Source organism: Streptomyces sp. 2131.1 (genome assembly GCF_900105515.1).
Taxonomy (GTDB): Bacteria; Actinomycetota; Actinomycetes; order Streptomycetales; family Streptomycetaceae; genus Streptomyces; species Streptomyces drozdowiczii.
The window spans coordinates 7,050,764-7,066,230 of sequence record NZ_FNSY01000001.1; the positions used below are offsets into that span (position 1 = coordinate 7,050,764).

Sequence of the window (15,467 nt, forward strand, 5' to 3'; positions counted from 1 at the left end):
CCTGCTTGCGGGTGAAGCCGTCGAAGACCGGATCCAGCGTTCTGCTCCGGTCCCACGTGCCGGCCCAGCTCCGCGTACTCCAGGGAGGAGTCCGTGACGGTGCCGATGACCGGCGAGCCCTCACCCGGGTAGTCCGGCACCTTAGACCGTGTCCTATGTGGTGAGTCGAGCGAGTCGTTTGTAGCAACAAAGGGTGGCGGCGAGGCCGAGAAAGGCCAGGTAGTTGCGGGGATGGCGTTCGTAGCGGTGGTTGAGTCTGCGGTAGCCGGTCAGCCAGGACATGGTCCGCTCGATGACCCATCTGCGGCGGCCTAAGCGTTCGCTGGACTCGACTCCCTTGCGGGCGATGCGGACGCCGATGTGCTTGCCCCATAGCCATTTCCGCAGGTGGGGGACGTCGTATGCCTTGTCCGCGTGGAGACGCTGGGGTTTGAAGTAGCGGCCGCGGTGGGGGTCGTGTCTCGTTTGGTGACCTGTGATCATGGGCTTCAGCGCGAGGCTGTCGTGGGTGTTGGCCGCGGTGAGACCGACGAGTAGGGGCAGTCCGTTCGCGTCCGACAGGACGTGCATCTTGGAACCCGGCTTGCCCCGGTCCACGGGGCTCGGACCTGTGAGTTCGCCCCCTTTTTGGCCCTGACATGGGCGGAGTCGAGGACGGCCCGGGACAGGTCGAGCAGGCCGGCGTCGTCCATACGGTGCAGGATCTCCTCGTGCAGCCGGCCCCACACACCTGCCCGCGACCAGATCAGGAACCTGCGGTGAGCCGTCGACTTCGATATCCCGAAGCACGGCGGCAACGCCCGCCAGGCGCATCCGCTGACCAGTACGTAGATGATCGCGGCGAACAGCGTCTCATCAGGCGTGTCCTGCGTCCCGCCGCCCTGCGGCCGCACCTTCGACGGCGGGATCAGCGGCTCCGCGATCTCCCACAGCCCGTCCGGAACAATCCAACTCCACGTACCCCGGCCCATGACGAGTCCAACGAACCAACCCCACATAGGACACGGTCTAAGTAGCTTCACGATACCTAGAACGGACGAGGAGAGACCCATGACAGTTCACCACTTCACTCCGCACGGCATGCTCCAGCCGGTTCCCTACCACCACGTCGCCGTGGGCACCGGGACGAAGCACGTACACGTCAGCGGCCAGATCGCGCGCAGGCCCGACGGAACCCCCGTCGCGCCCGGCGATCTGGCCGGACAGGTCGCTCAGGCGCTGCGCAACACCGCCATCGGACTGGCGGGCGCGGACGCGACCTTCTCGGACGTGCTGCGCCTGACGTTCTACGTGACCGGGTGGGCGCCGGATCAGATCGGCGACTTCATGGCCGGAGTGGAGGCCGTAGCCGGCGAGATCGGGCTCCCGATTCCGCTGCCTCCGGCCTCGCTGATCGGCGTCGACTACCTCTTCGAGCCGGATGTGCTCGTCGAGGTCGAGGCGACCGCCCTCCTGGACTGACCTTGCGGGGGCCGACCCGGCTCGGCGGGCGATCCACGAGCGAGCCGCCAGGGTCATGCGGGCGACCTCGAAAGCCGACGGGCGCACGGCGCGTGGACCCTGAGCTGCCCCGAGCTACGTCACGACCGGAGGTTGCCCGCCGCCTCCGGCGTGAGGTGCCGGGCGAGCACGTCCAGCGCCTCGCCCACCGTACGCAGCGTCTCCGGATCGTCGGTGCCCAGCGCGGTGCTCAGCGCACCGTCGATCCGGGCCGTCCGTACCTCGGCCACCCGCTCCGACGCCTCGGAGGCCGTACGGATCAGCTGTCGCCTGCCGTCCGCCGGATCGGGGGCGGTGACGAAGGATCCGCTCTCCTTCAGTCTGGCCACGGCGCCCGACACCTGGCTCTGGGGCAGACCGGTGCGCGCGGCGATCTCGCTCACGGAGGTGCCCTGGTGCCCCAGGACGTCGCTCAGCACGACCAGGGCCGCCCGGGTGCCCCCGCGCCGTGCGGCATCGGCGGCGGACGCCGGCTCCGGCAGCGCCTCCTCGCCGATCTTCATCAGGGTCCGCCCGAGGAGGAAGAGCTGTACCGGGGTCATCGAAGCGCTCATGGGCCGACCCTACCTCGATGCATCAATGCCGATGCATCTATTTTGATTCATCTGTATTGATGCATCGAAATAGATGCACTACGGTGGGGTCACCCGCCGGCGCCGCCCGCGCCGGCGACCTCACCCCACCAGGAGACCCTGATGTTTCTCGACACCGACGGTGCCACGCTCTACTACGAGGTCCAGGGCGCCGGCCCCCTCCTGCTCGTCGCCCAGAGCGGCGAGGGTGACGCCGACCGGAGCGCCGACATGGTCAGCCGTCTCACCGACCGGTACACCGTGGTCACGTACGACCGCCGGGGCCTGTCCCGCAGCACGCTCGCCGACCCGGAGCGCGGCGTGACCATGGAGCAGCACGCCGACGACGTGCACCGGCTGCTGGACCGGCTCACCGACGAGCCCGCCTCGATGCTCGGCTGCAGCATGGGTGCCGCGATCGGGCTCCACCTCGCGGTGGCGCACCCCGGTCAACTGCACACCCTCGTGGCGCACGACCCGGTCTCTCCCTCCCTGCTGCCTGCCGGGCCTCGCGCCGGTCACGCGGCGGAGCTGGTCCACCTGCAGGGGGTGTACCGAGAGGGCGGGTTGCAGGCCGCGCTCCCTGAGATCGCCCGCGTCCTCGGCATCGACCCGTCCCGCCAGGAGACCGAGCCGGACCTGACGCCCATGCCGCTCACGCCGGGCCGGGCCGCGAACTTCGGGTTCTTTATCGCACGCGACTTCACTGCTGTGATCGAGGCCGAACTCGACCGGGAGGCGCTGCGGACGTCCCCGGTGCGCATCGTGCCCGCGGGCGGTACCACCACGGCTCCGGACGTCTTCGTCGGCCGGTGCGCGCGCCGGCTGGCCGACCTGGTGGGGCGGGAGGTCGTCCCGTTCCCCGGTGGGCACAACGGCAACACCACCCACCCCCGGGCGTACGCCGCACGGCTGCGCGCGGTTCTGGCGTAGGCGTCCGGCGTTCAGCCCGAGCTCAGAGCATCCCAGCGCCCACCGCTTTCGTCGCGGTCGCGGTCAGTGTGAACACGCCCAGGCCTGCGCCACCAGCTACCGCGCCGACGGCGAACACCTGACCGGCACCGGGGAAGAAGCATGCACCGAGACCTCCGCCTCCCCGTCCCACCTCACCGGCATAGAGGTACGCGGCCGCCACGGCGCGTCGCGTCGGGCGGGCGACCACAAGGCGGTCGTTGTCTCGCTCAGCCGGGAGAGCTTCTCCCGGGGCCTCGGATCTGTGGGACAGGCCGGCCGTGAGGCGGAGAAACCGCTTCCCGAGCCGGGTGACCACGGCTCGGACACTGAAGGACGCGGTGCGGAGGTGGCCCGGGGACCTGCACTTTCGGTACACGAACCCGCGAAATGAACGCGTCGGCCCGGCTTCCCAATGCGACAGCAGCGTCCCCTGAATCGACATCTTGTCCCGCCTACTCGGTCAAGCAGTCGAAGTTCGGGAAAGAGGAGAATCAGCGTCCCATGAGTGGGTACCCGTCCTCTGCGGCCACTCACATACTGCCTGAGGATGGAAGAGTCATGACAGGGGAGACGGAACGCCGGCAAGTCAAACGCTTCTGCAAGGCGTGCGGCACGCCCGCCAGTGAAGGGAAGCTGTGCGAGAACTGCGGCGCCGTCCTGGGACTGCCCGAGACGGTAGGGCTGGTGGATGACGAGGCAGCCGTGGCGCGGCGTGTCTTCGAGGAAAGAGACCAGTAGAGCAGGAATGGATGGTCGGTCCTTTCGCGCTCGCGCTGACTCCGGCCCCGCAAATACGGCAGATATAGATCATGCAGGAGCCGCTATGACCCGCTTCGTTATCACCGTTCCTGGCACATTCGGCATCGATATCGCTGACTCCACGCGCTCCGCTCTGGAGAGCGCGCTGGCTTCACGGCACACGGACGTGAGTGAGAGCGAGGGCCTTGACCTGCTCACCCTCAACGAGGACGGCACCTTCTCCGTCCGTCTGGAAGTCGAAGCACCGGATCGATATGAGGCCGAGCGAAACGCCAGCCGGATTCTCGCCGCAGCCTTGAAAAGGGCAGGAATTGAAGAATCCGATGCCCCTCTTGGTCCGCCCGCAGTAACAGGAATCGACAGCGACCTCTGAGTTGCAGCCTCCCTACGGTGACAACCTCTCCGCTCGGGGGCCGTAGTCCGGAGCGCGCCGAAGGCGCAACTGCGCCCCGCCGCAGCCTCGCCAGTCGGATCAGGTGCGACCGGTCGGGCAGCCGCGGCCGCCCCGCCACCAGCTTCGGCCCTGGCTCGGGCAACAACGGATCGACGAGCGACCATCAGGCCCGGCCACGCGCGGGTCAGGCCGAGGACAACTGCTCGGCGATCTCCTTGACCCACGCAGCGCTCCTGGCGGGGTCGTCGAGGGACTCCGCCCACTCGTCCGGGGTCAGACCGTGGCTGGCGGGGCCCGCTTTGAGAGCGATGAGAAGAGCTCTGGCCGAGTCCCGCACGGCGGACGACGTTTGACCGCTCCCCTCGATGCCCGCTCCCGCCGCGAGCCTGTAGATCTTGCGCGCCATGGCCTGGCGTTCGCCGTTCTCGACCTTCTTCCAGAACTTCAAGGCTTCCCTCAGCGCATCAGGCCGAGAGGCGGGCGGGGCCGGGGTTTCGTCTGCCGACGCCCAGCGTTCCGGGTGGCGGACCCCGTCGTAACGCTTCATGCCCGCGCGGCCCGCCTTGTACGCGGTGAGGCCGAGGATGAGGCCGGCTGCCCCGGCGGCCAGGCCCCAGCCGACGGGATTGCTCGCCAGTCCGGCTCCGCCCGCCGTGGCGGCGACCGCCGTCACGATGCCACCCGCGGCCTTGGTGGACTCACCCACGGCGGTGAACGCCTGCTTGCCCATCTTGTTGCGCTGCTTGCCCAGCGCGTACGCGTGCACGGTGTTCATGGTGTTCGCGTCTTCGGCGCGCCGGATATCGGCGGCCGCATCACGGGCGGCGCCCGTCGCCGCCCACGCCGCATCGATGGCCTGGGAGACGCGAGCCATGCGGTCTTCGCCCTCGCGGTCCCAGTGGCCGTCCAGCGCGATGTAGGCGTCATCTGCGGCCTGCTCGGCCTCCCGCCGGGCCAGGTCCAGCCGTGCCATGGCCCCCTCGTCGGTGCGGCCGTGCCTTTCGAGGCCTTTCAGGGCGTGGTACTTGCGAGCGGTCAGTCCGACACGTGTCGCCGCGCGGGCGCCCTTCGCCGCTCCGACCACGCTGGAGCCGATGCCGCTGACCTCGGAGGCTGTCGCGGCGTGCGCCGCCATCTGTGCCTTCGTCAGTTCCTTGGCGATGCCGAGGGCGTAGTTCCCCGCTCCGGCGGCACCGATGACCGCATCGGCCTTCTTGGAGTTCGCCTTCTTGGCCGCCGTGTGGAAGGCAGCCCCGGCCTTGTGCTTCGTAGCATCCTTCCTCGCTTTGACCGCCTCCATTCCACTGAGCACAGCGCCGGCGGTCTCCGTGACAAGGTTCTCCGAAGCCGCGGCGGTCCCCGATGCGCCGGTGGAGTGCTTGAGACCCTCGCTCGCGGTCGCGGAAGCCTGCTGGGCGAAGCCCGCGTTGGCGGGAACGTGGACGCCCTTGACGAAGGTGTCGATGAGTTCGAGGTTCTTCTTGACCTTATCGAGGACTGCGGCGATCCGTGCGTGGTAACTGTTGGGAGCCGGGAGTGGGGCGGGGTTCCCCGGTTCTGTCGTCCTGGCGGCTTCGTCGGCGCGCTGCACCGCCGCGACCGCGGCTCGATTGCCGAGACTGGCCTGGATCGCGAGGAGCGGGTGGTCCGGCGAGATGAGGGACGGATCTCCCGTCCGGCCACGCTCCCGGTTCTGCCGGGCTGGGGGCAGGACCGACTGCCGAGTCGGGTTGCGGTGGACCGGGGGGCTCATGACGTACCTCTCCTGTGCCGGACCGGGCGACTGGAGAGTAGTGAGGCCGGACCAACAGAAGAAGTACGGTGGGAAGACTTTTCATCGCTCACCACGGGTGCGGCCCTCACCTGGCGGAGGCACCACGTTCCGACTCGGAACCCACGCGCGCCGGGCCAGTCGTCCACGCCGTTGGCACGATCACCGCCCCTGGCCGACAGTCCCTGCCCCAAGCTGCCCATAGCGGGAGTTCCGCGGTCGGAAGGTGTGCGGGGTGCACGTCCTGGGCGGATCACCGTGGCTTCCTCGCAGTTGGGCTTCCGCGGGGACCTTTGGAGTGGCCCAACTGCCGCGATGGCGAGCCTGAAGGTGGGGCCGGGCGGCCGGTGCGGACCATGGAGAGGGCGCCTTTCGACGTGACACCCGACGGGTTCTCGGTATCCCGCTGGGCCCGGCGGAGACGGACGGGACCACCCGCTGGACTCTCGTCATCCCCGCCACCAATCCGCACACCCAACCGGCAACGAATCAACCTGTATGAGCCCGCTGAAAGTCACACCCCACGAAACTCCCGCCGGCCCTGTGCTGCATGTGGTTGGCGAACTCGACTACGCGAGTTCCGACGCCCTGCGCTTCCGGGCGGAGACTCTTCGTCTCTCACCTGGGCAGCGTCTGGTCATCAACCTGTCCGGTGTGGAGTTCTGCGACTCCACTGGCATCACGGCCCTCCTGGCTGCTCGCCAGCACACTCAGGCAGCGGGCGCCGCTATGGTTCTGGAGGCTGTGCCGACCCACCTGATGCGCATCTTCACTCTGGCAGGTCTGGATCAGGTCTTCACGATTCGTCTCGGAGACTCGGCCTGACCGGTTCGGGGCGTTCGGGTTCCGGTTCCGGCCGGGCGGCGATCGACGACGAGCTGTCGGTAGTGATCGAGCCGCTGTTGCCGAAGGTGGAGCGTCGGGCCCGGCATCCTGGGGGGCACCGAGTACGGCTCCGGCTTGGGGTCGCAACGCTGGTCAGTGGAGCGTGCGTTCGCCCACCCGCACTGGTTCCGTCGCCTGCGGACCCGCTGGGAGATCCGCGACGACGCCCACGAAGCCTTCCTCACTCCAGGGCGCGGCATCATCTGCCGGCGTCCGCTCAAGAACCATGTGTGAGGCCAAGCGACAGCGGTTGTCTACAACGAGACCTTTCGCTCCTCGGCCTTGAGATCGCGGAGTGTCCAGAGTCCGTACAGAGCTGACAACGGTTTGACGACCAGCCACTCGCCGGGGCGATAGTCATCCGCGCGCACCAGCCTCGCTGCGAGATCCGGTCGCTGTCGACGCAAGTACGCACGGGCCTTGAGCGCATGAGCGGGCTGGGATGCGATCTTGATGCAGTCCACGCCTTCAAGCAGTGGAATCACGTTAGTGACGTTCTCCCACGTCGTCGTGCTTTGGTCTTCGAGAAGTACCGTCCCGTCGAACTCCAGCACCGACTTCGCGTAGTCGGCCATCAGCTGTGCCTCTGCGGCGCCGCCGCTGGTCGCACCGCCGCTGAAGATCGCACATGGCACGTGTGCACCGTCAGCGGCGATGGAGCGGATTCCAGCGCGGACTCGCCATCGGTTGATCAAGTTCGCCGTCGCTCGAGGATTCCGGTACCCCAACACCACTAAGGCCGTGGAGGCGCCCCTGCTACTCCCCACGAGCGCTCGGGACCAGCGCCAGTTCAACCACTCACCCCAGGCCAGGGCCGCAAGCCCAGCTATCGCCAGTCCCGTCCTTCGACGCATGTGGCGACTCTAGGACGCCTTGGTATCTGACCGTGATGGATCCAGCCACGCTACAGACGACGCATTCTGTGTGGAGTTCTCAGCGGCCGTCACAGTCCTCCAGCAGCACGACTGCGAGAACGGTCACGGCCTGCCCGGCTACCTCATCGACCTCGGGCGGATCGACGAAGCCCTGGCCGTTCTCCAGCTGCGAGAGGTGTGGGCGGCAGGGATTCGTAGGCTCGTCCGTCGCGGAGTGCCGGGCAGTTGGGCACGGAGCAGCTTGACGGTGCGAGTGCGGTCGGCGACCAGGTGCACAGCCGAGCCGGGTCAGGAAGCAGTCCTGACCCGGCTCGGAGCCCCTCGGTACGGCCCTACAGGTCCTTGACCCGGACGTCCCGGTAAGAGATGACGTCCGCCGTGCTGTGCACCTGCAGCCCGATGTAGCCGGCCGCCCAGCGCCGCCCGTCGGTGCCGGGGTCGTCCCCGCGCGCCGGGTAGAAGTCCTGGCCGCCGGTGTTGTCGAACTCGTTGATCAGCACGCCGTTGCGGAAGACCGAGAAGTGCTGGTCCACCACCCGGATCTCGTAGTCGTTCCAGGTGCCCTTCTGGGTCACCTGGGCGCCGGCGAGGCCCACCCGGTCGAAGCCGTAGACCGACCCGGACTTGTACATGTCGCCGCTCGGGCTGTCGAACGCCTGGATCTCGTGCCCGAACTTGATCGCAGCCCACTCCGGGCGCGGCTCCTCGGGGTGGTCGTGGATCTGCGGGAAGCGCACGAAGACGCCGCCGTTGGCGTTGGCCGTGCCCGGGGCGTCGTCCCTCCACTGGAGCTTGAGCGAGAAGTCGCCGTAGGTGCGCTCCGGGAACCAGAGCATGCCCAAGCCGTCCTTGACCGTCCCGCTGGTGATCGAGCCGTCCGCGTTACGTGTGAACGAACCGCCGCCCACCTGCTCCCACTTGGCGAAGGTCGCCGGGTCCTCTCCGAGGATCGTGCGGTAGCCGTCCGTCTGGCCCGGCGTGCCGATGCCGGACTCGCGGGCTGCCTGCTTGATCGCCTTCACCTCACGCCGGTCGACGACGCCCTCGGCCTTGAGGGCGGCCGTGACCTCGCCCACGTGCTTGATGAACAGCGCCTGGGAGGTCCACTCCTTCTCGTCCTCGATCAACTCGTTGATCCGGCAACGGTTGTTGGTCACTCGGTTCGGCACGCCGGTGTCGACCGTGCCGACGATCACGGTGAGCCGCTCGTCGTACTCCGGGCAGCCCGGCGCCGGCACCCCGCCGCCGGAGATCACCGAGAAGCTGACGCTCAGCGGCGCAGAGGTGTTGCCCGCCTTGTCCGTCGCCCGGTAGGCGACGGTGTGCCGCCCGGCCCGGTCGACCACCACGGGCGCGGTGTAGGCCAGGTAAGGCCCCGCGTCCAGGGAGTACTCCACCCCGGCCACACCGGAACCGCCCTCGTCGGTGGCGCTCACGCCGACCTCCGCGCGGCCGACGTAGGCCCCGGCGGAGTTCTTCGTGCCCTTGACGGTGGCGCCGGTCACCGGCGGAGTGGTGTCCTGTGGCGGGGCGGCCACGACGGTGAACCGTACGTTCTTCTCGGTGGCGGCGTTGCCCGCCTTGTCGGTCGCCCGGTAGCGCACGGTCTGCTCGCCGACCTGGTGCACCATCACCGGCCCGTTGTACGGCTGCCAGGCGCCGTCCGAACCGACCGCGTACTCGATGGTGTTGACGCCGGAACCGGTGTCGGAGGCGGTGACGGTCACCGTCGCCATGTCGATGTAGTCGCCGTTCGCGTCCTTCTCTCCGCTGACCGTCGCGGAGGTCTCCGGCGCGGTCGTGTCGTCGGTCGGCGGGGCGGCCACCGTGAAGGTCTCGCCCTTCTCGGCGGCGGCGTTGCCCGCCTTGTCGAACGCCCGGTAGCGCAGGGTCTGTTCGCCGACCTGGTCGACCACGACCGGAGCGGTGTACGGCTGCCAGGCGCCGTCGGCGCCCACCGCGTACTCGATCCGGTCCACGCCGGAACCTTCGTCCGTGGCGGTGACCGTGACGGTCGCCGAACCGACGTACTGGCCCTCGGCGTTCTGGGTGCCGGTCACCTTCGCTGAGGTCTCCGGCGCGGTCGTGTCGTCACCGCCGCCGCCCTCCATCACCGTCAGCACGCCCGTCATGGAGCTGTGGCCCGGGATCGTGCAGTGGTAGAAGTAGCGGCCGGGGGAGAGGGTGACCTCGGCGGTGTGCTTGCCGCCCTGGTCGTCACCGGGGTTGGCCAGGATGTTCAGCTGGACGTCGGTGTTGTACTCCGGGTCGCTGGTGCTGAAGGTCAGCGTGTGCGGCATGCCGGTGGTGTTGCCGGTGGCCGCGCTGTTCTCGAAGACGATCGTCGCGGGTCCGGCGACCGCCGTCTCCGGGAAGCTGGCGTACTTGGTGATGTCGTCGCCGGCCGTCCAGGTGAGCACCTGTGCGGCAGCGGCCTGTGCGGGCCCGTCCTCACGTGCCCCGGCCGCCGACGTGGTCGTCTGCAGTCCGAGTACCAGCAACAGGCCCGCCAGCAGGGCCGCCCACACTCTTCGCTTGCCTGTCACAGCGTCCCCCTCGCCATCTGGTCGGCGGCCGGGGTCGGCCCGCCGCCCTTGTACGTGACCTTCCACAGCGCCGACTTGGCGTCCGAGGTGAAGAAGCCGCGCCCGTAGTCGAGGACGTACAGCGCGCCGTCCGGACCGAACTTCCAGTCCATCAGGTTCTTGATGCCGTCGTTTCCGACCGGCACGATCTTCTTCAGAGACTCCGAGTGCACCGGGATCCCGCCGTCGCCCTGCGTCTTCGGGTCCATCAGCACCGCGTTGCGCGGCTGGTCGGCGTCGTAGAAGTCGCCGACGAACCACTTGCCGTCCCAGTACTCGGGCCACTTCGCCGCGCTGCCGTTCGCGGCGTCGTAGCGGTAGACCGGGCCGTCCATCGCGGCCTGGCCGCCGCCCTTGAGCCACGGCAGCCGGTAGGTCGCCTCCGACTCCTTGTACGACGGAACGCCGTTCGCGTCGCGCGGGTAGTCGGGGCCGCCGCCCTGCGGGGAGTACCAGATGTTGTTGCCGGTGACCGGCGGCAGGTTGACCAGGCCGTCGTTGTTCGGCGACTCGTTCTTCGGGTGGTCGCAGTCGTACCAGCCCAGTGGCTTGGTCGGGTCGGGCAGGTTGCGGTCACGGTAGGGCTGCTTGTTGCCCATGCAGTACGGCCAGCCGCGGTTGCTCGCCTTGTCGATCACGGCGAAGGTGTCGTACTTGGCCGGGCCCCAGGTCGTCGACGGGGCGCCGGCGTCCGGGCCGACCCAGCCGGCGTAGAGGGTGTCGGTGGCCTTGTCGACCGAGATGCGGGCCGGGTTGCGCACGCCCATCACGTAGATCTCGCCGCGCGTCTTGCCGCCGCCCTCGGCGGTCTCCTCGCCGGTGAACAGGTTGCCCTCGGGGAGGGTGTAGGTGCCGTCCTGTTCGGGGTGGATGCGCAGGATCTTGCCGTTGAGGTTGTTGGTGTTGCCGGCGGTGCGGCGCGCGTCGGCGAAGGAGACGCCCTTGAAGTTGGGCTGCGGGTTGTTGCCCGAGTAACCGTCGCTGAAACCACTGGAGTTGTTGTCACCTGTGGCGATGTACAGATTGCCCTTGGAGTCCCAGGCCAGCCCGCCGCCCGCGTGGCAGCAGCTGTGGATCTGCACCGGCCACTTCAGCAGCACCTTCTCGCTGGCCATGTCCAGCTTGCCGGTGGTGTTGTTGTAGGTGAACCGGGAGACCCGCCGCTCGGCCATGTGTGTGTCGCGGTTGATCTGCGAGTGCGGCGTGTAGTGCAGGTACACCCAGCCGTTCTCGCTGAAGCGCGGGTCCAGCTCGATGCCGAGCAGGCCCTCCTCGACCTTCGTCAGCTCCTCGCCGCCGCCCTTGTTGCCGAAGACGGTCAGCTCGCCGGCGAGGGTGACCTTCCTGGTCTTCGGGTCGTAGACGTGGATCTGGCCCTTGCCCTTGCCGACGTCCGGGTCGTTCCAGTCGGTGATCACCGGCTGGGAGGCGTCGGCGCCACCGCGGCCGATGTAGAAGACCCGGCCGTCGGGCGCGGTGACCAGGCCGTGCGGCTCGCCGATCTGGTCGTTCTGCCCGGGCTGGTTGGGCTGGGTGAGCCGCTCCGCCTGGTAGTTGGCGGTAATGGTGGCCTTGCAGTCGGCCTGCGCGAGGCGTGTGGTCCACATCAGGGCGCCGCGCAGATGGGTGCGGAAGTCGGTCTCGTCGTAGGAGGAGGCCGTGCCGCCCATGGCGGTGTAGAAGGACCGGCCGCCGTCGTAGTCACGGCACCAGCTGACCGGGTGGTCGGTACCGTTGGCGCCGGTGCCCGGCTTGTACGTCGACTCGCGGACCCGGGCGACGGTGTGCACCTCGCCGGAGGGGTTATTCGCCCAGTTGAGCCACTGGTCGGGGCGCCTCCACTCCAGCGGCAGGTCCTTGGTGGCCGGGTTGCGCCGGTCGCCGACCTCCACGGTGGCCCGCTGCACCGCGGGCGCGGCGCCGGCGGCGGGACGGGCACCGATCAGGCCGGTGAACCAATCGGAGTACGGCTCGGCGCGGGCCGCGTCGTGGACGCCGACGAAGCCGCCCCCGGCCTCCATGTAGGTTTCCAGTCCGGCCTCCTGATCGGCGTTCAGAATGTCGCCACCGCCGGTCAGGAACACGATGGCGTTGTACTTGCCCAGCTTGCGCGCGTTGGTGAAGACCGAGGCGTTGCCGGTGGCCTCGGTGGTGAACCGCTCCGCGGCCGGGCCGGTCTGCCCGATGCGCTCGATGGCCGCGATGCCCGCGTTCACGACGGGCGACTCGTCGCCGGCCGCGGCGGACCCGTAGAAGACCAGGACACGCACGTCGGAGCCGCCGGGCGGCGACTTGACGGACATCGTTGTCAAAGGCGGTTCCGGTGCCGGGCGCGCGCTGGCGGACGTACCCGACAGCAGGCCGGCGATGACCAGGCCCGCGGTCAGGGACGCCGCCCAGATCCGTCTGTGCCCGGCCTTGGCGCTCGATCCTCTTTGGTGCAGGGGCATGTGATGCGATGTCAATCGCATGTGTTGACCCACCCTCCTCGGTCGCAGCGACAGCGCTGAGGAAGCTAGACCTCTTTGCACGGTTCGCCAAGAGGTATCACCAGGATCAAGCGAACTTTGTCCTGGGTGTGGATAAACGCAGAGGTGGCAGGTACCGTCCCACAGGCCCTGAGCCCATACCTCTGTGGGGAGTTCGGCATGGACAGACGCTCTTTCAACCGACGGGTGCTGCTGGGCGGCGCCGTGGCCGCGACATCGTTGTCGATCGGTCCCGAGCTGGCCGACGCCGCTCCGGCCGCCGCCGCCGTCGCGGCAGGCACGGCGCCGGCCGGCGGGCAGGTGCGCCACCTCAAGATGTACGCCGAGAAGCTGCCCGACGGGCAGATGGGCTACGGCCTGGAGAAGGGCAAGGCGAGCATCCCCGGCCCGCTGATCGAGCTGATCGAGGGCGACACGCTGCACATCGAGTTCGAGAACACCATGGACGTCACCGCGAGCCTCCATGTCCACGGCCTGGACTACGAGATCTCCAGCGACGGCACCAGGATGAACCACAGCGAGGTCGAGCCCGGCGCCACCCGCACATACACCTGGCGCACCCACACTCCCGGCCGCCGCGCGGACGGCACCTGGCGGGCGGGCAGCGCCGGTTACTGGCACTACCACGACCACGTCGTCGGCACGGAACACGGCACCGGGGGCATCCGCAAGGGCCTGTACGGACCGGTGGTCGTGCGCCGCAAGGGCGACGTCCTGCCGGACGCCACGCACACGATCGTCTTCAACGACATGCTCATCAACAACCTGCCGCAGGGCCCGAACTTCGAGGCAACCGTGGGCGACCGCGTCGAGATCGTCATGATCACGCACGGCGAGTACTACCACACCTTCCACATGCACGGACACCGCTGGGCGGACAACCGCACCGGCATGCTCACCGGACCCGACGACCCCAGCCAGGTCATCGACAACAAGATCTGCGGCCCCGCCGACTCCTTCGGCTTCCAGATCATCGCAGGCGAGGGCGTCGGCGCCGGCGCGTGGATGTACCACTGCCACGTCCAGAGCCACTCCGACATGGGCATGGTCGGCCTGTTCCTGGTGAAGAAGCCGGACGGCACGATCCCGGGCTACGAGGAGCACGACCATGGCGCGCATGGCGCGATGTCCGCCCCGCCGCACGGTGGTCACTGACATCGGCAACTCCTGTGCGGTGTGCGGGCCATAGGGGAGCGAGCTCGGCGGCTCGCGGAGAGGATCAGGGCAACGGGGGAGTGGTGGGACCGTGCGATCGGGGTCACTGTGCGACTGTTGGTCGGCCGACCCTGGAGGGCGCCCGCTTGGCGGACCTCGTGCTCACCATCTGCCCGCCCGAGCACATCGAGGGCCTTCAGCGGCGGGCCCGGGCGGCGCTCGGCTCGGTTCCGATGGCCGCCGAGGTGGAGCCAACCGGGGGCTGGAGTCAACGCACAGAGCCTCCACCGATCCCGGAATGGTTCACTCGCCCTGGCTCTTCCCCGGCGGCCGGTCCGGCCGTCCGATAAGTGCCTGGGCCATGGGCGAACGACTTCGCAAACCCGGCATGCGGCTCGCGGGAGCCCGCTTGACCGCGCTGTTCCAGCTCGCCACCGAGCTACCCGCCGCCGTCCTCGCCCGCACCCGGCGCCGAGGGCAGCCGCCGCCACTCGGTGAAGTCGCTGACGTCCGGTTTGTGATCTTGGGGATCCGGGAGGTGCGTCCAACGGCCAGGGCCCCATGAACCCAAGTGCTGATAGTTTCGCGCCCGTGATCGTGTATCCGCTGTGGCATGTCGGCCACCAGAACGAAGCCGGCGACGACGGCTCGACCGTGCACGTCGATGAGAACGGCGTGTTCTGCGACGAGTCGGACGGCGACGACGTGAAGCTGCTTGGCATCTACTCAAGCCTCGAACGGGTAGAGGCGCGTGTGCGGCAGGCTCGTCTGCTACCGGGCTTCCGTGATGAACCGGAGTGCTTCTACTTCGACCCCTGCGAGCTTGACGAGGACGATTGGACCGAGGGCTTCGTTCGAGTTCCGCCGGGCGAGTAGGTCTGTGAGCAGAGCTTAGGTGGGATGCCGGGCTCGATCACGTAAGCCCGAGGGGACCGGGCATGTCGGGTGCGTGCCAAGGTGGTCAGGGGCTGTGCGGTGCAGCTTCGCCCAGGCTCGGGCACCGTGTTCTTCATGCCGCCCGGCACCCTTCCGACCGACAGAATCACTGAGTTCTGCCACGGTTTCGCGGTTGTGCTCGTCTCACGGGCGGGACTGGAGGCGCATAGTGGCCGTGCAGGGAGATCTCGTGTGGGTGTTCCTGACGCCGCGGCGATGAGTCCTGAGGTTCTCAAGGCCCGGACCGACTTCCTCCGCTTTGGTTCAGCCCTGGAGGTGAAGCGGCGCACCGGTGCGAAGGGCCCTTGGCAGTGTCAGCTTTGCGTCGGCGGTGGCGAGTAGCCCGGATGCCGCGAGCAGCATGCTCCAGTGCATCCCCGCGAGGAACGGATCCGCGCCGGCCAGCATGGTGCCGAAGACAGCTACGGCGATCGCACCGCCTACTTGGCAGGCGGTGTTGAGTACGGCGCCGGCGGTGCCCGCTCGGTCGGCGGCACGGCGACGACCCACACAGGAGTGTGTGTGCCCACGGTCAGCAGGGGGAGCAGCTCTGTCGGTCATCGGGTGTTCGGTCAGCGACGGAAAGCACCGC

At 68.6% G+C, this 15,467-nt stretch carries 14 protein-coding genes; 7 read left to right on the forward strand and 7 right to left on the reverse strand.

The window, feature by feature from the left end:
* Positions 1-153: 153 nt before the first annotated feature.
* A protein-coding gene (locus BLW14_RS31455; RefSeq protein ID WP_093710919.1) for an IS5 family transposase occupies positions 154-971 on the reverse strand; the annotation gives its coding sequence in 2 pieces (ribosomal slippage) (positions 154-629 and positions 629-971; 819 coding nt in all).
* A gap of 79 nt (positions 972-1,050) precedes the next feature.
* Here BLW14_RS31455 and BLW14_RS31460 point away from each other — a divergent pair.
* On the forward strand, positions 1,051-1,461 hold the full coding sequence (locus BLW14_RS31460; protein ID WP_093710468.1) for a Rid family hydrolase: 411 nt from the start codon (positions 1,051-1,053) through the stop codon (positions 1,459-1,461).
* Positions 1,462-1,580: 119 nt separating this feature from the next.
* Here BLW14_RS31460 and BLW14_RS31465 read toward each other — a convergent pair whose 3' ends face one another.
* Positions 1,581-2,042: a MarR family winged helix-turn-helix transcriptional regulator gene (locus BLW14_RS31465; RefSeq protein WP_093710469.1), complete on the reverse strand. Its 462-nt coding sequence runs from the start codon at positions 2,040-2,042 to the stop codon at positions 1,581-1,583.
* Between the two features lie 153 nt (positions 2,043-2,195).
* On the opposite strand from BLW14_RS31465, the gene BLW14_RS31470 reads away from it, so the two are divergent.
* The 3 genes from BLW14_RS31470 (at position 2,196) to BLW14_RS31480 (ending at position 4,158) form a co-directional block, all read left to right on the forward strand.
* A complete protein-coding gene (locus BLW14_RS31470; protein WP_093710470.1) occupies positions 2,196-3,005 on the forward strand; it encodes an alpha/beta fold hydrolase in 810 nt (269 codons plus the stop codon).
* Positions 3,006-3,584: 579 nt separating this feature from the next.
* A complete protein-coding gene (locus BLW14_RS31475) occupies positions 3,585-3,764 on the forward strand; it encodes a hypothetical protein (protein WP_093710471.1) in 180 nt (59 codons plus the stop codon).
* An 85-nt stretch (positions 3,765-3,849) separates the two neighbouring features.
* Positions 3,850-4,158: a hypothetical protein gene (locus BLW14_RS31480; RefSeq protein ID WP_093710472.1), complete on the forward strand. Its 309-nt coding sequence runs from the start codon at positions 3,850-3,852 to the stop codon at positions 4,156-4,158.
* 205 nt (positions 4,159-4,363) lie between these two features.
* Here the strand turns inward: BLW14_RS31480 and BLW14_RS31485 are convergent, their stop codons facing one another.
* Complete coding sequence (locus BLW14_RS31485) at positions 4,364-5,932, reverse strand: hypothetical protein (RefSeq protein WP_093710473.1); 1,569 nt, start codon at positions 5,930-5,932, stop codon at positions 4,364-4,366.
* 516 nt (positions 5,933-6,448) lie between these two features.
* Here BLW14_RS31485 and BLW14_RS31490 point away from each other — a divergent pair.
* On the forward strand, positions 6,449-6,775 hold the full coding sequence (locus BLW14_RS31490) for an STAS domain-containing protein (RefSeq protein ID WP_093710474.1): 327 nt from the start codon (positions 6,449-6,451) through the stop codon (positions 6,773-6,775).
* A gap of 314 nt (positions 6,776-7,089) precedes the next feature.
* On the opposite strand, the gene BLW14_RS31500 is transcribed toward BLW14_RS31490, so the two are convergent.
* From BLW14_RS31500 to BLW14_RS31510, 3 genes are all read right to left on the reverse strand, one after another.
* Positions 7,090-7,689 carry a YdcF family protein gene (locus tag BLW14_RS31500; RefSeq protein ID WP_093710475.1) on the reverse strand — a complete coding sequence of 200 codons (600 nt, stop codon included), beginning with the start codon at positions 7,687-7,689 and terminating at the stop codon, positions 7,090-7,092.
* Between the two features lie 353 nt (positions 7,690-8,042).
* Entirely contained in the window at positions 8,043-10,238 is a 2,196-nt protein-coding gene (locus BLW14_RS31505) for an OmpL47-type beta-barrel domain-containing protein (protein WP_093710476.1), read from the reverse strand.
* Positions 10,239-10,252: 14 nt separating this feature from the next.
* Positions 10,253-12,745, reverse strand: a complete 2,493-nt coding sequence (locus BLW14_RS31510) for a ThuA domain-containing protein (protein WP_256332944.1) — start codon at positions 12,743-12,745, stop codon at positions 10,253-10,255.
* Between the two features lie 198 nt (positions 12,746-12,943).
* Between BLW14_RS31510 and BLW14_RS31515 the strand changes: the two genes are divergently transcribed.
* Complete coding sequence (locus BLW14_RS31515; RefSeq protein ID WP_093710477.1) at positions 12,944-13,939, forward strand: multicopper oxidase domain-containing protein; 996 nt, start codon at positions 12,944-12,946, stop codon at positions 13,937-13,939.
* Between the two features lie 591 nt (positions 13,940-14,530).
* Positions 14,531-14,815, forward strand: coding sequence for a DUF7336 domain-containing protein (locus tag BLW14_RS31520; RefSeq protein WP_093710478.1), 285 nt, complete (start codon positions 14,531-14,533; stop codon positions 14,813-14,815).
* Between the two features lie 324 nt (positions 14,816-15,139).
* Here BLW14_RS31520 and BLW14_RS31525 read toward each other — a convergent pair whose 3' ends face one another.
* The gene (locus BLW14_RS31525; protein WP_093710479.1) at positions 15,140-15,385 is read right to left on the reverse strand and encodes a hypothetical protein; all 246 of its coding nucleotides are present in this window, start codon (positions 15,383-15,385) and stop codon (positions 15,140-15,142) included.
* Positions 15,386-15,467 lie beyond the last annotated feature (82 nt).